General features: G+C 43.9%; 24 protein-coding genes and 1 pseudogene. 15 read left to right on the forward strand and 10 right to left on the reverse strand.

The features are described 5' to 3' along the window. The first annotated feature begins 437 nt into the window (after nt 1-437). On the forward strand, nt 438-680 hold the full coding sequence (locus tag IM496_RS05615; protein WP_194018350.1) for a hypothetical protein: 243 nt from the start codon (nt 438-440) through the stop codon (nt 678-680). Then, a complete protein-coding gene (locus tag IM496_RS05620; RefSeq protein ID WP_004163787.1) occupies nt 677-895 on the forward strand; it encodes a DUF2283 domain-containing protein in 219 nt (72 codons plus the stop codon). The genes IM496_RS05615 and IM496_RS05620 overlap by 4 nt, the downstream gene beginning before the upstream one ends. Nucleotides 896-1,044: 149 nt before the next feature. Here the strand turns inward: IM496_RS05620 and IM496_RS05625 are convergent, their stop codons facing one another. From IM496_RS05625 to IM496_RS05635, 3 genes are all read right to left on the reverse strand, one after another. Then, nucleotides 1,045-1,212, reverse strand: coding sequence for a hypothetical protein (locus IM496_RS05625; RefSeq protein WP_228009879.1), 168 nt, complete (start codon nt 1,210-1,212; stop codon nt 1,045-1,047). Nucleotides 1,213-1,430: 218 nt separating this feature from the next. Beyond that, the gene (locus tag IM496_RS05630; RefSeq protein WP_002769319.1) at nt 1,431-1,664 is read right to left on the reverse strand and encodes a DUF2283 domain-containing protein; all 234 of its coding nucleotides are present in this window, start codon (nt 1,662-1,664) and stop codon (nt 1,431-1,433) included. Beyond that, nucleotides 1,649-1,975, reverse strand: coding sequence for a hypothetical protein (locus tag IM496_RS05635; RefSeq protein WP_194018349.1), 327 nt, complete (start codon nt 1,973-1,975; stop codon nt 1,649-1,651). The genes IM496_RS05630 and IM496_RS05635 overlap by 16 nt, the downstream gene beginning before the upstream one ends. Before the next feature lie 590 nt (nt 1,976-2,565). Here IM496_RS05635 and IM496_RS05640 point away from each other — a divergent pair. Next, the gene (locus IM496_RS05640; RefSeq protein WP_043995635.1) at nt 2,566-2,910 is read left to right on the forward strand and encodes a hypothetical protein; all 345 of its coding nucleotides are present in this window, start codon (nt 2,566-2,568) and stop codon (nt 2,908-2,910) included. 142 nt (nt 2,911-3,052) lie between these two features. On the opposite strand, the gene IM496_RS05645 is transcribed toward IM496_RS05640, so the two are convergent. Further along, nucleotides 3,053-3,298, reverse strand: a complete 246-nt coding sequence (locus IM496_RS05645) for a DUF2442 domain-containing protein (protein WP_043995636.1) — start codon at nt 3,296-3,298, stop codon at nt 3,053-3,055. A gap of 7 nt (nt 3,299-3,305) precedes the next feature. Further along, complete coding sequence (locus tag IM496_RS05650; RefSeq protein WP_193959516.1) at nt 3,306-3,545, reverse strand: DUF4160 domain-containing protein; 240 nt, start codon at nt 3,543-3,545, stop codon at nt 3,306-3,308. A gap of 718 nt (nt 3,546-4,263) precedes the next feature. Between IM496_RS05650 and murJ the strand changes: the two genes are divergently transcribed. Next, complete coding sequence (murJ, locus tag IM496_RS05655; protein WP_194018047.1) at nt 4,264-5,991, forward strand: murein biosynthesis integral membrane protein MurJ; 1,728 nt, start codon at nt 4,264-4,266, stop codon at nt 5,989-5,991. 193 nt (nt 5,992-6,184) lie between these two features. On the opposite strand, the gene IM496_RS05660 is transcribed toward murJ, so the two are convergent. The 3 genes from IM496_RS05660 to IM496_RS05670 all read right to left on the reverse strand — a co-directional run bounded on the left by IM496_RS05660 (nt 6,185) and on the right by IM496_RS05670 (nt 10,478). Continuing rightward, complete coding sequence (locus IM496_RS05660) at nt 6,185-6,835, reverse strand: hypothetical protein (RefSeq protein ID WP_287661505.1); 651 nt, start codon at nt 6,833-6,835, stop codon at nt 6,185-6,187. A gap of 431 nt (nt 6,836-7,266) precedes the next feature. Continuing rightward, the gene (hisS, locus tag IM496_RS05665; RefSeq protein WP_194017421.1) at nt 7,267-8,547 is read right to left on the reverse strand and encodes a histidine--tRNA ligase; all 1,281 of its coding nucleotides are present in this window, start codon (nt 8,545-8,547) and stop codon (nt 7,267-7,269) included. Between the two features lie 20 nt (nt 8,548-8,567). After that, nucleotides 8,568-10,478, reverse strand: coding sequence for a heavy metal translocating P-type ATPase (locus IM496_RS05670; RefSeq protein WP_287661506.1), 1,911 nt, complete (start codon nt 10,476-10,478; stop codon nt 8,568-8,570). 523 nt (nt 10,479-11,001) lie between these two features. On the opposite strand from IM496_RS05670, the gene IM496_RS05675 reads away from it, so the two are divergent. From IM496_RS05675 to IM496_RS05715, 9 genes are all read left to right on the forward strand, one after another. Next, on the forward strand, nt 11,002-11,208 hold the full coding sequence (locus IM496_RS05675) for a type II toxin-antitoxin system HicB family antitoxin (RefSeq protein ID WP_008198193.1): 207 nt from the start codon (nt 11,002-11,004) through the stop codon (nt 11,206-11,208). Between the two features lie 2 nt (nt 11,209-11,210). Then, complete coding sequence (locus tag IM496_RS05680) at nt 11,211-11,438, forward strand: type II toxin-antitoxin system HicA family toxin (RefSeq protein WP_104398028.1); 228 nt, start codon at nt 11,211-11,213, stop codon at nt 11,436-11,438. A gap of 116 nt (nt 11,439-11,554) precedes the next feature. Then, nucleotides 11,555-11,680: a hypothetical protein gene (locus IM496_RS05685; protein WP_268745002.1), complete on the forward strand. Its 126-nt coding sequence runs from the start codon at nt 11,555-11,557 to the stop codon at nt 11,678-11,680. Between the two features lie 9 nt (nt 11,681-11,689). Further along, nucleotides 11,690-12,574 (forward strand): Rpn family recombination-promoting nuclease/putative transposase, encoded by an 885-nt coding sequence (locus tag IM496_RS05690; RefSeq protein ID WP_287661507.1) that lies wholly within the window; start codon nt 11,690-11,692, stop codon nt 12,572-12,574. Nucleotides 12,575-12,691: 117 nt separating this feature from the next. Continuing rightward, nucleotides 12,692-15,730 carry a CHAT domain-containing protein gene (locus IM496_RS05695; RefSeq protein WP_287661508.1) on the forward strand — a complete coding sequence of 1,013 codons (3,039 nt, stop codon included), beginning with the start codon at nt 12,692-12,694 and terminating at the stop codon, nt 15,728-15,730. A gap of 3 nt (nt 15,731-15,733) precedes the next feature. After that, nucleotides 15,734-16,318, forward strand: a complete 585-nt coding sequence (locus IM496_RS05700; RefSeq protein WP_287661509.1) for a hypothetical protein — start codon at nt 15,734-15,736, stop codon at nt 16,316-16,318. A 7-nt stretch (nt 16,319-16,325) separates the two neighbouring features. Next, on the forward strand, nt 16,326-16,634 hold the full coding sequence (locus IM496_RS05705; protein ID WP_193978732.1) for a hypothetical protein: 309 nt from the start codon (nt 16,326-16,328) through the stop codon (nt 16,632-16,634). 143 nt (nt 16,635-16,777) lie between these two features. Continuing rightward, entirely contained in the window at nt 16,778-17,056 is a 279-nt protein-coding gene (locus tag IM496_RS05710; RefSeq protein ID WP_069475290.1) for a UPF0175 family protein, read from the forward strand. Next, nucleotides 17,053-17,523 (forward strand): PIN domain-containing protein, encoded by a 471-nt coding sequence (locus tag IM496_RS05715; protein ID WP_002797557.1) that lies wholly within the window; start codon nt 17,053-17,055, stop codon nt 17,521-17,523. Before IM496_RS05710 ends, IM496_RS05715 begins: the two co-directional genes overlap by 4 nt. 115 nt (nt 17,524-17,638) lie before the next feature. On the opposite strand, the gene fabI is transcribed toward IM496_RS05715, so the two are convergent. Then, nucleotides 17,639-18,415, reverse strand: coding sequence for an enoyl-ACP reductase FabI (gene fabI / locus IM496_RS05720; protein WP_287661510.1), 777 nt, complete (start codon nt 18,413-18,415; stop codon nt 17,639-17,641). Nucleotides 18,416-18,629: 214 nt separating this feature from the next. Between fabI and ntcA the strand changes: the two genes are divergently transcribed. Both ntcA and IM496_RS05730 read left to right on the forward strand, forming a co-directional pair. Beyond that, nucleotides 18,630-19,307, forward strand: a complete 678-nt coding sequence (gene ntcA / locus IM496_RS05725; RefSeq protein ID WP_002793163.1) for a global nitrogen regulator NtcA — start codon at nt 18,630-18,632, stop codon at nt 19,305-19,307. A gap of 7 nt (nt 19,308-19,314) precedes the next feature. Further along, nucleotides 19,315-20,802 (forward strand): DUF3084 domain-containing protein, encoded by a 1,488-nt coding sequence (locus tag IM496_RS05730; protein WP_194017273.1) that lies wholly within the window; start codon nt 19,315-19,317, stop codon nt 20,800-20,802. Between the two features lie 13 nt (nt 20,803-20,815). Here the strand turns inward: IM496_RS05730 and IM496_RS05735 are convergent. Beyond that, nucleotides 20,816-21,044: pseudogene (locus IM496_RS05735) on the reverse strand (Uma2 family endonuclease); the annotation flags it as partial.

A 21,044-nucleotide genomic window follows, 5' to 3' on the forward strand; every position in this document is an offset into this window, starting at 1 on the left:
TCCAGCTACATCAAATGTTCCAAAAAAATATAGAAGAGCTAATGCAAATTAGCCGCTATCGGTTGAAGGATTACATCAAAGGACAAAGAGCGATATCGCTTGCCCTATCTACCTTCTAGCTCGCTTGTCCCCCTCTCAGGTGGAAGAGCTAAGAGGTGGTATTTAGGGCGATCGCCTTAGAAACCCTTTCATCCAGTGCGATCGCTATCTTCTTGTTAATTAAACTTTAAAACCGCGATCATTTTGGTTTTTGAAAGAGCGATCGCCGTGTTACCCTAGTGGACAGAAAGTCATCTACAAGCGATCAGTTGAAGCCATGAGTGAAGCAGTTGTAACACTTCTTAGACAGTTCAAAAAACTTTCAGCCAGAGAAATATCTAAGTTCCTTGCTTTAATTCAACGATAATAAGTCTCCCTTAATGACTACAACCATTTCTATGCTACAATATACATTTACTAACTATTTTGAAAATGATGTTTTAACAAAACGCCCTTACCTCAAAAAAGAATGGTGTATTTACGTTATCGAAAACCCTATTCGCTGTGAACCTCAAGAAGATAATCGTTTTCGCTTTTGGGCGCAGATAAAAGAATTTGGCGATCGATACCTGAGAGTCATTACTCTAGAAGATAAGCTGACTATCCACAACGCCTTTCCAGACCGGAGCTTTAAACCATGAAGATTAACTACTACCCAGAAACAGACTCCCTTTATATCCACCTTGCAGACAAATCCAGTGTTGATAGCCAAGAAATTTCAGAAGGAGTCGTTGCCGATTACGATGAATTAGGGAACCTAGTCGGTTTAGACATTGATAATGCCAGCAAAAAAGTGCAACTCGGTGAATTTATTATCAATCAACTCCCCCTCGTCCCCCTGAAAGCATCTGCATAAGTTTAAGTAAATTAGGGAGAAATAAAGCGGCGATCAGCGTGTTACTCTAAATGATTTTTAATAGCCACAACTTTTAACCCATTCCCTTAACTGATCCTCATCAATTTCTTCCTCTGCTTCAACCCCAGTTATCCATTCCTGCGGATCAGCTAAATTTTCCAATCTCTTAATTCTAAAGCTTCTGCTGATGTAATTTCAGGGTCATCTTCAAGAATAATAATGACCTCTACTTTTCTCCCAGGGAAAAGCTGATCTGACTGAATTTCTAGACGACCATCCGATTGAACAAAAATTGTTTGGCGAATCGCTTGAGTCATTAGTAACCTCTTGTATCTTGTTAATGTTAATGTAGGCTAAAAATTTACCTTCACTCATCAAATTCAATTTTTTTTAGACTGAGTATGCTATCTAACAAGTCTTTTTACTCTTGAATACGACATATTTTTATAATATTACGTTACGCCATGCCGACCAATCTTGCCGTTGCTTGAACTGTCAAAACAGTGCGATCGCCGATTGCGTAGGGTGCGTCCCATTATCCCACTAATCGAAAAGCAGCATCAATCGGCAATTGTAACGGTAAGGATTGATTCCAGCGTTTCGAGAAAAATAAAATCTCCAAATTCTCAATCTCCCCAGAAGTCGGATTTAGACGAGCGACAATTTCATCCCCAATCTCCTCCGACTCTTGATCTGCGTAGGGAGAACAGACATCTACATAAAGAATATCTCCCGTCGGGTCATAGCGAAAAGTTAGATTTTTTTCCATACCATTATTCCCCCTGTAATTTTTCGGGCTGTGTATATAGTCACGATCCAATGACGACTAAGAGCAGTTTGGGAAACCACCACCAGAATTAAAAATCGTCCCGTCCGAATCGTTGAAAACCACTTAGAAAATAACAACGCCTTTTCATCGCGATCGCTAGAACGAATTAAATCTGGATCAGCTAAAGTCTGGGCTAATTGCTCCTCATAATCGGGTAATGTACCCGGATGGCGATCAATAATATGCTGTTCTCGCTCATCGGTTAATTCAACCTCTACCTCTAAATAACTACAGAAAAAAGACCTTGCCAAATTTTCTTCATGTCTCCAAAACTGATCTTAAATTTAAAAACCAAAACTTAATCATTGGCGATCGCAGCTGCCAATATCAGAGACATGAAACGTGAAAACAACTCAGCCTTGCGACAAAGCATAAACTAATTGCTCTTGATCAGAAGCCCCAATCAGTCCTTCCTCTGAAGACATTTTAACATCAATCCCTCGTATCCTTAAACCTTTGGCGATCGCCTAAGAAACACTTTCATCCAGAGCGATCACTGCCTTCTTGTTAATTAAACTTTAAAACTGCAATTATTTTAGCCTTGGAAACGTCAATCGCCGTGTTACCCCAAGGGATAGAAAATAGTCTACGAGCTATCAGTTAAAGCTATGAGTGAAGCAGTTGTAACATTTCTCATTCCGATCGCTGATCCCATAGGATGGTTTAGCATACTGTAACCCGTCAAAAACGTTGATGACTAAGGCAAGTATTTTTTAGTATTGCAAAATTTAGAAAATTTTGCGGTCGCGGTTTTATTGTTGATGGTTGATAAGGGGCGTTTTTCAAAACAATTTGCCTTGAAAACTTAATGCTAAAATGAAATTAAGTCAACAAAAATCTAATGCCTGATTTTCAGACCTTTATCGGTATCCTTACCACCCTATTCGTCTTTTTAACAGGAATAATCCTCAACTATGACTCAATCCAACTCGGCAACGAACAAATTATCATCCCCCAATGGTTCGGACTTCTCTTCGCAGGGATTACTTTCAGCCTTGTTACATTGGATCAAATCCTACGGGGGCTTGTCCGACTTGAAAAAACAGAACGAGAAACTCGCCGAACTCGAATCGAAACTCGATACCGTACTGCAATCATCCGATTCCAACTTAACCCCAACAACTTCCACAGAAACCAACTAGCAGATATTTTAGCCCTACTTGAAGAATACCGAGATACACTTTAGTGCAATTCTTGAGGGCGATCGCCGATCTTGTCGGAGGTCAGTGCGATCGCCCTCTTCTTGTTAATCTTGTTGTTAATTAAACTTTAAAACCGCGATCACCTACGCAAATCCGTCTTACGGTTGCTTGAACTATCAAAACAGATTAGAAAGGCGGTAACTGAAAATGACCAGCGACAATCCCCGGAACGGTAATATCCTCATCCAATTCTTCCCACCGTAGAGCATAGCCATTTACTTCAACCTTAACTGCAGCCAATTGCTCATTCGTTGCTTGTTTCAAAATACGGAAGCGATCGCCAGGAAAACCAATAATACGTCCATCACTGAGTTCAACGTATATCATGCGTTCTTCTGCCCAGGCTCGAATGGCGGCAGGCTCAACAGTCATTGTAGGATTAATGTTTGTGGAAATCACGATAAGCACTCCTTAAAAGGTCTTGATTTTTATAAACTAGCCTCTCTACTTCCCGTAGCTCATGGGAAGGAATACCACGATTGGAAGCTAAAATGATTATCGGTTCAAGCCAAAATTTACATTCACCATCAGGAGAACGTACATGAATATGTGGCGGTTCGGAACCTTCATCGGAATAGAAGTGAAACCGAAAATGTCCAATTCTAATGACCGTTGGCATTCAGTGAAATTCGTAATCATTGAGAGTTGCTGGTTCTTTATTATAGTCGGAAATTGTAGCGATCATTGTCGCACGCCAATCAGACCGATAAGGACTTTCAGAGCGCTCGCCAATCGCGTAGGGTGCAATTAACGCACCTTTTTATTTTTATTGGCTTATTATATGCGTTCTTTATCGAAAGCCTCAATTAATATCTATTCAGGAGACATTATAATACCAATTTTCAATAGTCGTGACTAACATCTAAAAGCGCAATTCCTGTCCGAGAGCGGAATTGCGCTTTGGAATAATCAACTAAGTCTGTCATCACTTTTGAAAAATGATATAACATCAATCTCTCGCATCCTTAAACCTTTGTTGATCGCCTAAGAAACCCTTTCATCCAGTGCGATCGCTTTAGTCTTGGCAACTGCGATCGCTGGTGGGCATTGTTAAGTTTTCTTGAACGGGCGATTTTCGTGATCAAGAGTAGAACCATCAATATCGCTCTTGGAGGGAGTCTGGCAAAAGTCTTACAGTCTCTAAACTCTAGCTCTCTTATGGGGTAAGCCTTCAAGCTATCGCTAACTAACAGAAACTCGAAATTTGAGTTTTTATGAGAAAAAAAGTTAGCGATTACTTGTCAAGCAAGGGTTTCAGAATCTAGATTCGGTCAGGGATTTCCGAAAGTCCCAGAAGAGCGATATTTATGGTTCGGTTGGCTCTTGGTATGATACGGATGTCTGGGGGGAAATGGGTGTTATACATTCCAGTCAAATTAAATTTGACAACTAGAGATCGCTTTTCTGCGGGAACACAGAAACGGGTAGAATCGATCAATGCAGTTGTTTTCTTTCGAGGTGTCGTCATTACTAAGAAAGCTACCCGTTCCTTAGCCGGTATTGCCGGAATTGTCGCCGTTGCCACCTTAATCAGTAAGGTTTTTGGTTTAGTCCGCGAACAGGTAATCGCCGCTGCCTACGGTGTTGGGCCGGTGGTGAACGCCTACGCTTTTGCCTACGTTATCCCCGGTTTTCTGTTAATTCTCCTCGGTGGCATTAACGGCCCCTTTCATAGCGCTTTGGTCAGTGTTTTGGCCAAAAGAGATAAATCCGAGTCCGCGCCGATTGTCGAGACTATTACCACCCTAGTCAGCGCGATTTTATTAGCTGTCACCGTCTTTTTAATCGTTTTTGCCAATATTTTTATCGATGTTCTCGCTCCCGGTTTAGATGCCGCCACCCGCAGCATGGCCATTCAACAACTGCAAATTATGGCCCCCATGGCGGTTTTAGCTGGTTTAATCGGCATCGGTTTCGGTACTCTCAACGCGGCAGACCAATACTGGCTACCGAGTCTCAGTCCGCTTTTTTCCAGTGTGGCGGTGATTATCGGGGTGGGTTTGCTGGCCTGGTCACTTGGCGATCGCATTGATGAGCCGCAATATATTCAACTGGGGGGTTTTGTCCTCGCCGGCGGTACTCTCGTCGGGGCGCTCTGGCAATGGTTAGCACAAGTGGGCGCACAAGTCAAGGCAGGTTTAGGAAAATTAATATTTCGTTGGGATTGGCGGATTCCGGGGGTGTCGGAGGTGTTGCGGGTGATGATTCCGGCGACCTTATCTTCGGGAATGTTGCATATTAACGTTTATACGGACCTCTTTTTCGCTTCTTTTATCGAAAATGCCGCCGCATCCATGCGTTACGCCAGTTTTATCGTTCTCACGCCCTTGGGCATCATGTCTAACATGATTCTCGTGCCGTTTATGCCGATATTTTCTCGACTGACGGAACCAGAAAATTGGGGAGAATTGAAGCAAAGAATCCGTCAGGGTTTATTATTGACGGCTTTAACCATGTTACCCTTCACGGCTATCTTTATCGCCCTCGCTTTCCCGGTAGTGCGAGTTATCTATCAACGGGGTGCCTTTAATCTGGCTGCCTCGGAACAGGTGGTTCCCGTATTAATGGCCTACGGTTTCGGGATGTTTTTCTATCTCGGTCGCGATGTTTTAGTACGAGTGTTCTATGCTTTGGGTGATGGCGACACTCCCTTTAAGGTGAGTATGGTGAATATTTTTCTCAATGGTGTGCTGGATTTCCTCTTGTATAGACCTTTTGGTACTCCGGGGATTGTTTTAGCAACCGTGGGGGTTAATATCATTTCTATGGGCATTTTTACGGTAATTTTAAATCGTCGTTTAGGGGGTTTACCTCTAGGAGAATGGGGTTTATCCTTATTGGGATTAACGGTAATTACAATGCTTTCTGGTGTTGCTAGTTGGGGAGCTAGTTGGGGTTGGGAAAAGGTTTTCGGTGCTGGTAATATTTTCCTACAATTATTACAGTTGGGTTTTGCTTCGACCTTAGCGGTGGGTTTATTCCTCCTCGGTGCGATGTTATTGAAGTTACCAGAATTAGACCTGTTAATCTCGCGAGTTCGTCAGAAGTTCTTGAAAAAATCTTAGGTTTAAGTTGCTGCCTCACCTCATCATTACATAGGGTTTGCTGAAAAAGTTTTTTCTGGGTGTAGGGTGTAGGGTGTGGGGTGTGGGGTTTTACCGATTTTCATCTGGTCAATTATCTAATTTTCAGGGAAAAAGTCCCTGAGATAATTAGAACCAGATATTTTCGGAGGTAGGGGTGCAGAATTGCGAAAGGTTATTTATTTTTAGGAATTGGGGGCAGTTGCGGTGATTTTCGGCGAGAATTAGAACCGGATATTTTCGGGGGTAGGGGTGCAGAATTGCGATTAGATAAACTTTGAAGGCTCTTTTTCATATTAGCAGGTTCTGGCAGTTCTAGAGTTACCCCTTCTCTAGCGGTCATTGTTTCCTCTGGTAGGCATAAATCAAAAACAAAGGCAGAATTATTGGTTAAATCAGCAAATTCTAATTTTATCATCTCCGCAGAGGATTCTAGTGCTAATAAAGGTTCAATTTCGGTTTTAATTAACTGTTCTAATTGAGCCAGATAATTGATCTTAACAGGAGTAACAATTAAAGTTAAGGTTTCTTGCCAACCTTGCCCCCCCAATTCTGCCAGAATATCCCCATAACAGCGAATATTCCAGCTACCTATTCCTAAATCTCGATAGGAAAAAATTTCTAGCCAACCCCCGGCATCCGATCGATAATAATGGGTATATCGTTCGCTACTTTGGGGAGATTCGTAATCGATACGCACTTCAATATGAGCAAAAGGAGAATCCAGACGGGCCAAAAGACGATAGTTTCCCGAGACAATTTCTAGAGAATTATTAGAAATTGTGTGTCCGTGATTCTCCCCTTGTTTTTGCAGTATAAATTCCATAATCTTAGCCTAGGACTGATGTTTGGCCTCTTAGGTTTGGTGGGTAAAATGTATTCTAGGATACAGTCCCGCCAGCGAGCGAGTGGGCTGCATCTCACATTTGCAGGAATACCGACAATCAGCAATTATCAGTGACTCTTAGATGATGACAAATGTATCAGCAGCTGCGTGTAAGCATCCCACCGAAAAACTAATGCGCGGGGGGTTTGGGGGCGGCGCCACGCCCCCAACGGGGGGGTTGGGGGGTTCTACCCCCCAAAAGCCTGGATTGAGTGGTAAAATCAGAAACAACGTCCGATTTTAGCAGAGGGTTTCCCCGTAAAAATCCCAACTTAGTAGATTTACAAAAATGAGATGCACCCAGCGAGTGGAACTAACCACAAAGGACACAAAGAATAAGAGAGCCTAATGTTTGCCCATGACGCTAAAACTTAGGATTTGTGCCGGGAGATTTGCGCTTTTAATTCCCCTGCTTGTGTCAATAAATCCGCTTGGGTTAGACTAATTTGTTCTTGGGTGGCCATCCATTTCAGTTGTACCGTGCCATTTTCAGCCTCAGCATCCCCCAAAATTATACAGCCCACGGCCTTAGCTCGATCGGCCCGTTTAAATTGTTTCCCGAAAGCGCTGCCGCTTAAGTCTAACTCGACGCTAAACCCCAATCCGCGTAATTGTTGCGCTAACACCGCACTGCGGGCCTCAGCTTTTTCTCCTTTGGAGACGAGATAAAAATCGGGAACCAAAAAAGATAAAGATTGCTTTTGTTGTAATAATATAATCAGACGTTCTAAACCGATTGCCCAACCCACTGCTGGTGTGTCTGGTCCGCCTAATTGAGCTATTAAACCATCATAACGACCACCACCGCAAACCGTGGCTTGAGCGCCTAAATCATCGGACTGAATTTCAAAGGCCGTATGGGTGTAATAGTCCAATCCTCGCACTAAACAGGGATTAAGATTATAGATAACTCCCAAATCGGTTAGTAAAGATTGCACCCGTTCAAAATGCTTTTGAGAATCACTGCCGATATGTTCAAGAATACTGGGGGCATTCTTACAGATAATCTTGGTTTTATCGTCCTTACTATCCAAAATTCGCAGGGGATTTTTTTCTAATCTCTGTTGAGAATCCGCGTCTAAATCAGCTTTGTAGGGAGTCAAATAATCTAGCAGGGCCTGACGATAATTTTGCCTATCTTGGGCATTTCCCAGGGAATTAAGGTCTAATTTTAGGTTTTCTAGCCCCACAGCTTTTAATATCTCGCTGGCAAGGGTAATTACTTCCACATCCGCCCTAGGGTCATCACTTCCCAACAATTCGACCCCAATTTGATGAAACTGTCGCTGCCTACCCGCTTGCGGACGTTCATAACGAAACATCGGCCCCTTATACCAGAGTCTTTGTACTCCTCCAGCGGCCTGTAATTTGTGTTCAATATAGGCGCGAACGACCCCAGCCGTTCCCTCCGGTCGCAAAGTCAGGGAACGTTGACCGCGATCAAAGAAAGTGTACATTTCTTTACCCACCACGTCCGTCGCTTCCCCGATACCCCGTTCAAAAAGTTGCGTCTGTTCAAAAATAGGAGTTCGTATCTCTTGATACAGCGCAGTCCCTAAAATTCTGCTGGCAGTTTCCTCTAACCACTGCCAGTAACCGACCTCCGCCGGTAAAATATCTTTTGTGCCTCGGATTGCCTGGATTTCGCCCATAGTTCTCTGTATTTTTATCCCTATTTGAACAATCTTAAACCGCTTAGAGTCACTAATACCGTCGATCCTTCATGACCGATGACACCAAGAGGTAAAGTTATATCACCGGCAAAATTGGCTATTAGCAATATGCCGATAAACGCGAGGGCGAAGGTGATATTCTGTTTAACGATGCGATTGGCACGACGACCAAGGTTAATCGCGCTGGGAATTTTGGCTAAATTATCGGACATAAGGATAATATCGGCCGTTTCCAAGGCCACATCACTACCAGCTTTTCCCATGGCAATCCCCACATTAGCCATAGCTAAAGCGGGCGCGTCATTAATGCCATCCCCCACCATAGCGACAGTGTGATATTTTTCTTGCAGATTTTGGATAACGGTTAACTTATCTTCGGGCAGTAAATCAGCGTAAACCTCCTCAATACCGAGTTTTTCAGCGACTTTATCGGCACTTTGTTGATTATCACCCGTAATTAAAACGATATGTTCGATACCGATCTTTTTTAGCTGCTTCACCAGATTAACTGCCGATTCCCGCAGGCTATCGGCCACAGCGATCGCACCAAGTATCTGATTCTCTTGTACTACCCAGACGAGGGTTTTACCTTCTTTTTGTAAACGTTCGCGGATAGCTAAAATATTCTGGTCAAGATCAGTAATATGGTCACGAATATAGGCAAAATTGCCCACAGATACCGACTTATCGGCAATTTTTCCCGTGATACCCCGTCCTGATACCGCTTGCACCTGATTAGCACTGAAGAAATTTATACCACGTTCCCTGGCTGTGGCGGTAATAGCGGATCCGATGGGATGTTCGGAACAGGATTCTAGGGATGCAGCCACCGCTAACACCTCATTTTCGCTGACTGCATGGATAGGGATAATTTCCACCACTTGCAACTTACCAAGGGTGAGAGTGCCGGTTTTATCAAAAGCAATCGCTCGTATGCGGCCGATCATCTCCAATCTTGCGCCATTTTTGAATAAAATCCCCTGTTTTGCCCCGTTAGCGATACCCGATAACAAAGCTGGCATAATTGAGGCCATTAAAGCACAGGGAGAAGCCACCACGAGAAAAATTAAGGCCCGATAGATAGTGGTTTCCCATGTCCAACCCCAGAAAAAAGGCGGTAAAATCCCGAAAATTAAGCCCAAAATCACGATAATTTTCGCATAACCCCGCTCGAAACCTTCGATAAACTCTTGGGAGGGAGGGGATTCATTTTGCGCTTTTTCTACCAAACGAATCACCCTCTCAATTAAGCGACTTTCGGGGAGAGTTTCCACCTTTAAACGTAGCACTCCCGCACCGTTGAGAGTTCCCGCAAAGACTTCTTCACCGATTGTTTTATCCACGGGAAGGGATTCTCCAGTAATTGGCGCTTGATTAATGGGACTGTTTCCCTCCATAATAATGCCGTCAATGGGGATTAATTCACCCGGTTTGACTAAAACTGTATCACCGATCCGTAATTGCTTGATAGGAACCTCTTTTTCCCTGTCTCCCGTGATTAATCTAGCAGTATCGGGAGTCATCGCCATGAGAGAACGAATATTGCGATCGGTTTTCGCCATGGCAATCTGTTCTAAAGCACCACTAATGGCGAAAATCAGGATTAAAACGGCTCCATCGATGATGAGATAGTAATTACTGTCCCAGAGTCCCAAAATCGCCGCCCCCAAGGCCGCTACAATCATTAACAGGTCCACATCTAGTTCTTTTTCCTCCCATAAAGTCGTCAATCCTGCTTGGGTACTCTCGTATCCTCCCACCACATAGGCGATCGCTAGTAGGATAAAAGCCGGGCCGATCAGATTAAGGTGTAGGCATAACCAACCAAAAAAGACTAAAATAGCGCAAATTCCTGCGGCAACTGCCGAGGAATACTCAGACAACCAAGAGGACGAGATACTCTGAATCATGGATCGATGGCAATTACTTTTCTCCCCATTCTAGAAAAAATTAGATCGATGCAGAAAACCCCTATGTGGTATTCACCGGTGCGAAGGCTCTCTTAGGTTTGCTGGTTAAAATGTATTCTAAGATACAGTCCTGCTGGCGAGGGAGTGGAAGGAACCACAGAGGCACAAAGGACACAAAGATCGATCACTACATTCAGTTAAACTGATCAGACAAAGAAGAGTGGAAGGAACCACAGAGGCACAAAGGACACAAAGATCGATCACTACATTCAGTTAAACTGATCAGACAAAGAAGAAGAGAGCCGTGCGAGTTACGAGGAAGCGGAAAATTGGCTATTAGAGGACGAATTTGAACCGGTAGAGGGACGACTTTCGGCAGTAGAGATATAATTTTCTTATCTCCTTGCCGCTTTTCTTCAAAACCCTGATTCTGTATGCTGTTTAGCAAGAATTAGCGATCGCCGCTTAACCGACTTAGGCCCTAATAGGTAAAATATAAGCTGGGAGATTATAGTGAGAAGTTATGAAGTTGACTGTAACACTTGACCGTGACGAGGATGGGGTTTGGGTTGTAGAATGCCCCAGTATTCCGGGTTGTGTCAGCCAAGGTCAAACGAGAGCAGAAGCTCTAGAAAATATCAGAGATGCGATTATCGCTTGCCTTGAAGTTCGTGCAGAACGTGGACTACCGCTCACGATTGAAACTTGTCAAGTAGAGGTAATGGCCTAATCATGTCCTCTGCTCTTCCTGTTCTCAGCGGACGTGAAGTAGTCCGAATATTTGAAACCTTTGGCTGGCAAGTTGCGCGTCAAAGTGCAAGCCATATCATTATGGTTAAGGAGGGTGAACAGGTAACACTCTCTGTTCCTGATCATCGTGAAGTGGCTAAAGGTACGCTTCGTAGTCTTATTCGTACTGCTGGAATTACTTTACAAGAATTTGTTTCTGGCATGAGATGAACAAACAAGTCGAGGAAGCGGAAAATTGGCTATTAGAGGACGAGTATGAACCCCGAAAGGGGCGACTTTCGGCAGTAGAGATATAATTTCCTTATCTTCCTTTCCCCCTTTCTTCGATGCTATCCTTACTAAAAAAGCGATGGAATTGGCTAAAATCGCTCTTTATTGGCAGTCCGAGGGCAATTAACCCCAAAAAAGTCAAAAATACTCCTCCAGAAGCCAGCGACGCACCAGAGGGATAGATTGAACTCATGAAAACCGACACGATTTTCTACCGACTTTTTCAAACCTTTCCCGATCTTCTGTTTGAGTTAATCGACTTTCCCAGGGAATTAGCCGATTTCTATCGATTTTCCTCCGTAGAGGTGAAACAACTATCTTTTCGCATCGATGGAGTCTTTCTACCAGAACGGCAAGATTTACCGATTTATTTTACCGAAGTTCAGTTTCAGAATGATCCGGAGTTTTATGCGCGTTTTTTCGCCGAAATTTTTCTCTATCTCAAACAGACGCAGTTAAAAAACAATTGGCGCGGGGTGGTGATCTATCCGAATCGAAGGGTGGAAAGGGAGAATATAGAGCGATATAGAGAGCTATTACAAGAAACAAGAGTACAAAGGATTTATCTCGATGAATTAGCTGATATTCCACCAGATTCGCTCGGATTAGCGACGCTAGAGTTAGTAAGCTTACCCGAAGCGCAAGTGATCAACCAAGGAAGGGAGTTAATCGTGCGAGTGAGGGAAACGGGGGTAGAAAATCGCCAACAGGAACTTTTAGAATTGATAGAGACGATTTTGATTTACAAGTTGCCGCGGATTAATCGAAAGGAGATAGAAGCTATGTTTAGTTTAAGCGAGTTAAGACAGACGCGTGTGTTTCAGGAGGCCCTAGAGGAAGGTCGTCAAGAAGGTCGTCAAGAAGGTCGTCAAGAAGGTCGTCAAGAAGGTCGTCAAGAAGGTCGTCAAGAAGGTCGCCAAGAAGGTCGTCAAGAAGGGGAAATCATCGGAAAATTGGCTTCTGTTCCCTTATTATTGCGAGCGGGGGTTAATCCCCAAGAAATCGCCGCTTCTCTGGGATTATCTCTCGAACAGGTCTTAGAATTGGCTCGCTCGCTGGAAGATAGCGATCGCTAGGGTATTTTCAGAAGTTTGATTGCTGATTTCCCCTTTTAGGACGAGTATGAACCCCGAAAGGGACGACTTTCGGCAGTAGAGATATAATTTTCTTATCTTCCTTTCCCCCTTTCTTCGATGCTATCCTTACTAAAAAAGCTCTGGAATTGGCTAAAATCGCTCTTTATTGCCAGTCCGAGGGCAATTAACCCCAAAGAAGTCAAAAATACTCCTCCAGAACCCAGCGATGGGGAATATGAAGGGATATTGATGGGGTTATTCGAGCAGGTGGCGGCGGGAACCACTACCGGCGGGTTACGGGGATGGCTATACAGTCGCCATTGTGACGATAAAAAGCTGGCGCGGTGGTTAGAGGTCAAAAGCGAGGAATGGCTACGGTATCCGGAAGATTATCAAACTTTAGGGCGAGATCTGGCGGCTTTAGGGAAGGTGATGACGGGAAATCTGGGGGAAGTGTCCCAACGGATTAGCCTCCAGTTACGCGACGCGGTGAGGGATGTTTCCGGTGTGGAGGGGGAAAATCTAGACTCAAAGGAGACGGATTTAACGGAAGTGGTTCAGGATGCCGAATTCTGGTTTGAGCAAGGATACCAGAAAGTAATCAATGGGGATTTTATCGGTGCGATCGCATCCTACGATCAAGCTTTAGAATTTAAACCCGATTTCCATGAAGCTTGGAACTACCGAGGGATTGCGTTAGGTAATTTAGGCAGATCTGAACAAGCGATCGCATCTTACGATCAAGCTTTAGAAATTAAACCCGATTTCCATCAAGCTTGGTACAACCGAGGGATTGCGTTAGTTAATTTAGGCATATTAGAAGAAGCGATCGCATCTTACGATCGAGCTTTAGAAATTAAACCCGATTTGCATGAAGCTTGGAACAACCGAGGGATTGCGTTATATAATTTAGGCAGATTTGAAGACGCGATCGCATCCTGGGATCGAGCTTTAGAAATTAAACCCGATTACCCTGATGCTTGGTACAACCGAGGGGATGCGTTAAATAATTTAGGCAGATTTGAACAAGCGATCGCATCCTACGATCGAGCTTTAGAAATTAAACCCGATTACCATGAAGCTTGGTACAACCGAGGGGTTGTGTTAAATAATTTAGGCAGATTTGAACAAGCGATCGCATCCTGGGATCAAGCTTTAGAAATTAAACCCGATTTCCATGAAGCTTGGCACAACCGAGGGAATGCGTTAGATAATTTAGGCAGATATGAAGAAGCGATCGCATCTTATGATCGAGCTTTAGAAATTAAACCCGATAAGCATGAAGCTTGGTACAACCGAGGGGTTGCGTTAGGTAATTTAGGCAGATTTGAAGAAGCGATCGCATCTTATGATCGAGCTTTAGAAATTAAACCCGATTACCATGAAGCTTGGAACAACCGAGGGTGGGCCGTTTGTTCTCTGAGTAAAAATCGCATTTCTACTCCTAGTCTAGAAGCTCTCATTTACCGTAAACCGATAGTAGCCCTTAATGACCGAGAACCCCATATTTTCGCCCTCCGGGAGGCACTTCCCCACCTCATTCAAGGATCGCCTCCGTGGGGGCAAATTTATCGCTATCTAGGGGAAGCTTATCTGGAACATTCCCGATATAAAGAGAATGCTAGTCCCTATTGGCGCGAAGCAATCCGACATTATCAAATCGCTTTACCGATTCTCAGCGAAAAAGACTTCCCCGAAGATCATTTAGAAATTCTGCAAGGATTGATCCGCGCTCATCTTTCCCTACAGGAAATCCCTGAAGCGCGATTCTATCAACAACAGGGGCGCCACCTTTTCACCAGACTACGCGCCCAGAAACGCGATAAACCGGCTTTTGAGGCAAAATTCAGCAGTTTTAGTCACCTAGAAATCGATTTACTGATCGAGGAAAATCATCCTCTAGACGCAATTGAACAGGCAGAATTTTATAAAAATCGTTGTTTGACTTGGATTCTCGATAGTTGGCAAGAAAACCCCACCAGTCCCGATTATGCCACTATCCAAAGCCTGACCAGTCCGAATAAGGCGATTATTTACTGGTATCTCAGCGAGGACAATCTCACCACCTTTATTATCACCCCAGAGGCTGATCCGGTCATTGTCGAGCCAGAACAACGCCGTCAACCAGCGCGACAGTTTCGGACTTGGTTAACCGAATGGGATAAACAATACCTTGACTATGCCAGTAAAAAAGAAACGGATAATAAACAAAATCACCCCTGGAGATTGTCACTTAACAGCCGTTTTGCCCAATTAAAGCGGATTTTACAGATCGATAAAATTCTCGAACCTTTGCCGGTTTCCGTTGATTCCCTGATTCTCATCCCCCACCGGGATCTGCACCGCTTCCCCCTACATACCCTCTTCCCCGAAAAATACACCGCCACCTATCTCCCCTCTGCTCAGGTCGGTTTGCGTCCCCAGTCCGGCGATTTCTCCTATTCTCCCCTCCTCAGCGTCGAAGACCCCAAAACGGAACAAAAACCCATGGATTTAGCCCAACTGGAATCAGCGATTATTAGCCATATCGTGCAACCGAGCCAGAGAATTAGCCCGAAAAAGGCATCACGCGAAAACGTCCGCAAAGCCCTCGAAAATGCCCATAAAACCTTTCATTTCACTGGTCACGGCTTTTATGACTCTTTTCGTCCCCAGGAGTCTGCGATCGCCCTTAGCGATGGTTTATTAACTGTCCGGGATATCAACAAGCTCAACCTCTCTAGTTACCGTCTCGTCTGTCTGGCTGCCTGTGAAACCGCTCTCACCGGCAAGGATGGCATTACCACCGAATACGTCGGCCTCGTCAGTGCTTTCCGGGCAGCGGGTGCGACTAATGTGGTCAGTACCCTCTGGCCGGTGAAGGAGATTTCTAGTGCTTGGTTTATGATTAACTTCTATCAAAGATTATTAGCGGGTGAATCCCCGGCCCTAGCTCTGAAAAATACACAAAATTGGTTAAAAAATATCACTTGGCAGCAACTAGCTAACTGGATCGAGCAACTTGGACAACTTCCCGACCTAAGGGAAGGGGTCGATCGACTGGAGGTGAGGGCGGCGAATACTTTGAAGGAAGGCAGTACAATAGGGCTAGATCAACTAACAGAATATAGTGATCCTTACCATTGGGCAGCCTATACCCTGACTGGACAGGACTAACTTATGGAAATTCCCAAAACAATTATCGATCTTGAAGCGCTGCTAATCGCCCTCGCACAGCAGACTGAACCCTTGCCAGAATATCTACAGCGATCGCTCAAAGAAATTGAACGATTATTAAGGGAAGAACAACCCCAGGCAGCAACACAATTGCGGCAACTTGTCAAGGATTTTCCCCCCCTAGAAAAAGCTTATAAAAAAGCGATCGAAGAGTTAGACGCAGCCTATGCTAACCAAGAACGCACCAAAAGTTTAAGCGTCACTTTTCCCGATAGTTTAGATTTCGAGGCCCTATTTATTAATGATGTTATTCCTAGCCAAGATTGGGTAAAAACTGCCCAAAAATTAGCCCGATCCCCCCTGCCCCCCTTGATAAGGGGGGTGCCGACAGGCGGGGGGATCCCCCTTGATCACGAGGGTGCTGATTCCCCTCGATTTTGGGATAAAGCCGATCGCCTGATGGTGGTAACGGTGGGAGGTGCAGCTTTAGGGGGATCGATTGCGGGAGTTTATGGCGCGGTTATTGGTGCGATATTAGCGGCTGGCTGCGGATGGTATATTACCTTTAGGAAAGCAAAATCAGCATAAATTTTTGATGAAGATTGTTAACATTGAAAACTTTCTTTTGTTAATCGGAACCTTGGTCATTACCGCAAGCGTGGCAGTGGTTACAAGAAGACGGCAGCGACGGGGAAACAATAAATCTTATCTAGAAATTCTTTTTGTTTCTGGGTTAAGTTTATCGGCTGTATTGGCAATGTCTAAGGTCGTCCATAAAGTGTTAACTGATGAAAATTTTCAGAATTGCCTTGGCTCGGATAGTCAAATCCTTCTTTTGTTAGCTGCTGTTCTCGGTATCTATATTTCTATTAAAGAGATTTGTAAATTATTTGAAGCGAAGTAATAGAAATGCCAGCTTTATCCATATCCAAAAGTTATACTAAATCCTGTTGAGAAGGTGTAGAATAGGCGTTGGGTTTCATGCTTTAACTCAACCTAAGTTCTATAAACATTATCAGTAAACCCCAAAAAAAAGGAAGCTAAATCATGAAAATTACTATCGATATTCCCGATGAATTGCTTCAACATTACAACTACAATAATCTTACCCGTGAAATTTTAGAGGCTTTGGTGGTGCAGGCCTACCGAGCGGAAAAAATCACCAGTGCCGAGGTCGGAAGTATTTTAGGTCTATCTTCTCGTTGGGTGGTGGATGCTTTTTTGAAAAACCATGATGCCGATTTACATTACAATGAAGTCGATCTAGACAGCGATCGCAAGACTCTTCAGCAACTTCGCAACAAACACGATCATAGTCTTTTATGATAGTCGTTTCTGATACCTCACCTATCAACTATTTACTGCTCATTGACCAGATCGACCTATTCCCCCGCTTATTTGGACAGATTATCATTCCCGATGTGGTTCGCGGTGAAATGCTTGATGCAGATGCACCGGCCATTCTTCAGCAATGGATCGCCAATCCACCCTCTTGGCTTATCATTGAGGCTGTTCAAACGATTGATGAAACCCTAAATATTCTCGACCCCGGAGAACAGGCCGCTATCACCCTCGCTCAAACCTTACCCGCCGATTTGCTGATTATCGATGAACGCTTGGGGCGGCGAATTGCCAGCGAGCGGGGAATTCCTATTATTGGCACTCTCGGAATTTTAGACGACGCATCAAGCCGAGGCTTAATCGAGCTTTCAGATACTATAGCCCGACTACAACAGACTAATTTTCGCATTTCTCACCGCATAATTGAGAAATTGCTTGAAAATAGGGAATAAATTGTTAAAAAACTAAACGAACCTTCAGTCCGATCGCAATTAACCCCAAAGAAGTCAAAAATCCCCCTTCAGAACCTCGTGACACTAATAACTAATAACTAATAACTGAATAAAACTACATTCCCATAATTTCGTAACCGGAATCTACATAAATAATCTGACCGGTAATACCACTAGCAAGATCACTGGCTAAAAAAGCGGCCGTATTTCCCACCTCAATTTGTGTCACCGTGCGATGTAAAGGAGCGATTTCTTCCACATGATGGATCATATCAAGAATTCCCCCCACGGCCGAAGATGCTAAGGTGCGAATTGGACCGGCGGAAATACCATTAACTCGGATCTTTTGGCCACCTAATTCGGCGGCTAAATAGCGAACACTCATTTCTAAACCGGCTTTTGCCACCCCCATTAAATTATAGTTAGGAATTACCTTGACACCACCGAGATAGGTAAGAGTGATAATACTTCCCCCTTCCGTCATCAAAGGTTTAGCCGATCGAGCTAGACGGGTTAGGGAAAAAGTGCTAACATCTAGGGATTTAGTGAAAGCTTCCCGAGGGATGGCGGTAAAATCGCCCGTTAAACCCTCTTTATCGGCAAAAGCGAGACAGTGAATCAAAATATCCAGTTTACCCCATTTTTCCGCCACTGTAGCGAAAGTATCTTCTACCTGTTGGTCATTTTGGACATCGCAGGGGACATAAAAAGCGGGATTAAGTTCATCGGCCAATTCTCGCACTTTTTTCTCAAAACGGCCCTTTTCGTCGGGGAGATAGGTGACACCGATATTTGCACCAGCTTGATGGAGTTGTTGGGCAATTCCCCAAGCGATCGAGCGATTATTGGCAATTCCCGTCACTAGGGCGTTTTTTCCCGTTAAATCTAACATAGTTCTCGTTTCTCTTACAAAAATCTCCCCAATAGCCGACCCCAGCGAGATTCGGTATAATAGGGATACAGATAACGGGGCAGCAATGATCACCCCTCCCCCATTGTCTGGCAAAAAGCGCCCAAAACTTTTCCCAGTTTAGGCAGCGGTTGTGTTTAATAGAGGTGACACTCGTTGCATAATAAAAACAATTTTCCCCTTTTTTGGATGTGAGATGGACTTATCCCTAATACAAGATAAACCCCTAGCAGATGTGTTCCGTCGAATCGGCAGCGGCAATTTCCCCCCGGTGGTGGAATTGTTCGAGCGTGGCAAAACGATCTTTTTCCCTGGAGATCCCGCCGAAAGAGTCTATTTTTTGCTGAAAGGAGCCGTTAAGTTGTCGCGAGTCTATGAAGCGGGAGAGGAAATTACCGTGGCTCTACTGCGGGAAAATAGCGTCTTTGGTGTGCTATCCTTACTCACCGGCCAGCGATCGGATCGTTTTTATCATGCCGTGGCTTTTACTCCGGTAGAATTACTCTCGGCCCCGATCGATCAGGTAGAAAGATCCCTCCGCAATAATCCCGATTTATCAATGTTGATGCTGCAGGGGTTGTCCTCGCGGATTCTGCAAACGGAAATGATGATCGAAACCTTGGCTCACCGGGATATGGGTTCCCGTTTGGTCAGTTTTTTATTGATTCTCTGTCGTGATTTTGGGGTTCCCACCACCGATGGCATCCGGGTGGATCTAAAATTGTCTCACCAAGCGATCGCAGAAGCGATCGGTTCTACCCGCGTCACTGTCACCCGTTTATTGGGAGAGCTGCGGGATCAAGAAATGGTCTCAATTTACAAGAAGAAAATTACCGTCCATAATCCCGTCGCTCTCAGTCAACAATTTACTTAAATTCTGGATGACTAGCGCTTATATTTTGGTTTTGGCCATCGTGGTTTTAGGTGGTCTGATAGCGGTGATTGGCGATCGCATAGGGAGCCGTATCGGTAAGAAAAGGATGCGCTTATTTAATCTGCGTCCGAAACAAACCGCAACTTTAATGACGATTGTAACGGGAATTTTTATCGCCGGCTCGACTTTAATTGTCTTGTTTGCTTCTAGTAAATCCCTGCGTCAAGGGGTTTTTGAACTGGATCGCCTTTTAAATGAACGTCGTGCCGCTATTAAGGATTTGGAAAGTCAGGTAAGAAAAACCACCGAACAAAAAAATCGAGTGGAAAAGGCGTTAAAAACGGCTAAAAGTGAACAGATAGCCGTGCAGAAACGTCTAGAGGTTCTTAATAAAAATTATCAAGCTTCTCGTCAACGTTTGCGATTAGTTTCGGGACAGTTGGAAAAGTTCCGCAAGGAAGTGGCTAATTTAAATAATGAACGAGTTATTTTAACTAATCAAAAGGCACAGTTAAGCAGTCAACGGGATCAATTGTCCCAACAAAAATCAATTCTTTCTAGTCAGATAAATCAACTACAAACCACCGTTCAAGTTAGAGATAAAGAGTTGGCTAATCAACAAAAATTATTAACAACCAGACAAGCGCGACTTCAACAGTTGGAAACCCAACAAAAAACCCTACAGCTAGAAATTGATCGCCGGGATCAACGTATTGGAGAACTCGATCGATCGATTGTGGATAAAAATTTGGCTTTGGAACAGCGCGAGGGAAAATTAAAAGATTTAGAAACCCAAATGGCTTTTCTTAAGCGGGAAGTGGAAGTTTTAGAACAATACTATCAAACCTATCAAGAATTGCGGGAAAAACAAATCGCTATTTTCCGCGGACAGGTGTTATCTTTTGGAGCTTTTCGTATTGTTGATCCCCAAGCTATTGTCGCTGTTATTGATAAGTTATTGCGAGAAGCGAATATAAATGCTATCCGTGCCACCCAACCAAATCAGCCTAATTTTGACCAGCGTTTAGTTAAGATCACAAAAGCACAGGTAGAACAGTTAAGTCAACAATTACAGGACGGTAAAGAATATGTGGTGAGAATTCTTTCGGCAGGTAATTATGTCTTAGGAGAAAGCGAGATTCGTGTCTTTGCTGATGTGGTTCCCAATCAAAGAGTTTTTGAGGAGAAACAGGTAATCGCTGCCGTTTCCATTGATCCCCAAAATATGACGGAAGAAGACCTACAAAAGCGTTTAGATTTACTCTTAGCTTCGGCTCAATTTCGCGCTAGAAGTGCGGGAGTTTTAGGATCAATTCAAGTGGAAGATGGGTTATTAACTACGGTAGTTAACTTTATTGGTCAAGTGAAAAAGTCGGGTAATGCTATCGAGACACTTGAGGCAATTGCTGCTAGTAAAACTAATACGGCTGGCCCCTTAACTTTGCGTTTAGTGGCGGTAAAAGATGGTAAAATTATTTTTAGTACGTCTTCTTAAAAGATAGCTAAAGTTAGGAGTTGAGATTAAAATCAATTCCTTCGTAAATATCGGCAAGATTTAAGCTAATTCCTAAAGAATCTAGGGATATAATTCCCCTAGCTGGGGTGTATTCTTGCAGTAACCAATTATTCTCTGAGGTTTTGCTATAGGATTCTATTAGTATCTCCCCTTGACTGACGAGAAGATATTGGTTTAATTGGGGTATAGAACGATAATAACGAAATTTATCACCCCGATCA

Source organism: Microcystis sp. M049S2 (assembly GCF_020245625.1).
GTDB classification, from domain to species: domain Bacteria; phylum Cyanobacteriota; class Cyanobacteriia; order Cyanobacteriales; family Microcystaceae; genus Microcystis; species Microcystis ichthyoblabe_A.

What these genes read in the sequence shown, in the direction of transcription:
- IM496_RS05645 (WP_043995636.1), bottom strand. Translation starts at nt 3,298, where the DNA reads ATGACTGTTGAGCCTGCCGCCATTCGAGCCTGGGCAGAAGAACGCATG.
- IM496_RS05675 (WP_008198193.1), top strand. Translation starts at nt 11,002, where the DNA reads ATGAAGTTGACTGTAACACTTGACCGTGACGAGGATGGGGTTTGGGTT.
- IM496_RS05730 (WP_194017273.1), top strand. Translation starts at nt 19,315, where the DNA reads ATGACTAGCGCTTATATTTTGGTTTTGGCCATCGTGGTTTTAGGTGGT.
- ntcA (WP_002793163.1), top strand. Translation starts at nt 18,630, where the DNA reads ATGGACTTATCCCTAATACAAGATAAACCCCTAGCAGATGTGTTCCGT.
- IM496_RS05700 (WP_287661509.1), top strand. Translation starts at nt 15,734, where the DNA reads ATGGAAATTCCCAAAACAATTATCGATCTTGAAGCGCTGCTAATCGCC.
- IM496_RS05710 (WP_069475290.1), top strand. Translation starts at nt 16,778, where the DNA reads ATGAAAATTACTATCGATATTCCCGATGAATTGCTTCAACATTACAAC.
- IM496_RS05650 (WP_193959516.1), bottom strand. Translation starts at nt 3,545, where the DNA reads ATGCCAACGGTCATTAGAATTGGACATTTTCGGTTTCACTTCTATTCC.
- IM496_RS05630 (WP_002769319.1), bottom strand. Translation starts at nt 1,664, where the DNA reads ATGGAAAAAAATCTAACTTTTCGCTATGACCCGACGGGAGATATTCTT.
- IM496_RS05685 (WP_268745002.1), top strand. Translation starts at nt 11,555, where the DNA reads ATGCTATCCTTACTAAAAAAGCGATGGAATTGGCTAAAATCGCTCTTT.
- hisS (WP_194017421.1), bottom strand. Translation starts at nt 8,547, where the DNA reads ATGGGCGAAATCCAGGCAATCCGAGGCACAAAAGATATTTTACCGGCG.
- murJ (WP_194018047.1), top strand. Translation starts at nt 4,264, where the DNA reads ATGTCTGGGGGGAAATGGGTGTTATACATTCCAGTCAAATTAAATTTG.
- IM496_RS05625 (WP_228009879.1), bottom strand. Translation starts at nt 1,212, where the DNA reads ATGACTCAAGCGATTCGCCAAACAATTTTTGTTCAATCGGATGGTCGT.
- IM496_RS05715 (WP_002797557.1), top strand. Translation starts at nt 17,053, where the DNA reads ATGATAGTCGTTTCTGATACCTCACCTATCAACTATTTACTGCTCATT.
- IM496_RS05640 (WP_043995635.1), top strand. Translation starts at nt 2,566, where the DNA reads ATGCCTGATTTTCAGACCTTTATCGGTATCCTTACCACCCTATTCGTC.
- IM496_RS05620 (WP_004163787.1), top strand. Translation starts at nt 677, where the DNA reads ATGAAGATTAACTACTACCCAGAAACAGACTCCCTTTATATCCACCTT.
- IM496_RS05680 (WP_104398028.1), top strand. Translation starts at nt 11,211, where the DNA reads ATGTCCTCTGCTCTTCCTGTTCTCAGCGGACGTGAAGTAGTCCGAATA.
- IM496_RS05615 (WP_194018350.1), top strand. Translation starts at nt 438, where the DNA reads ATGCTACAATATACATTTACTAACTATTTTGAAAATGATGTTTTAACA.
- IM496_RS05705 (WP_193978732.1), top strand. Translation starts at nt 16,326, where the DNA reads ATGAAGATTGTTAACATTGAAAACTTTCTTTTGTTAATCGGAACCTTG.
- fabI (WP_287661510.1), bottom strand. Translation starts at nt 18,415, where the DNA reads ATGTTAGATTTAACGGGAAAAAACGCCCTAGTGACGGGAATTGCCAAT.
- IM496_RS05695 (WP_287661508.1), top strand. Translation starts at nt 12,692, where the DNA reads ATGCTATCCTTACTAAAAAAGCTCTGGAATTGGCTAAAATCGCTCTTT.
- IM496_RS05660 (WP_287661505.1), bottom strand. Translation starts at nt 6,835, where the DNA reads ATGGAATTTATACTGCAAAAACAAGGGGAGAATCACGGACACACAATT.
- IM496_RS05670 (WP_287661506.1), bottom strand. Translation starts at nt 10,478, where the DNA reads ATGATTCAGAGTATCTCGTCCTCTTGGTTGTCTGAGTATTCCTCGGCA.
- IM496_RS05690 (WP_287661507.1), top strand. Translation starts at nt 11,690, where the DNA reads ATGAAAACCGACACGATTTTCTACCGACTTTTTCAAACCTTTCCCGAT.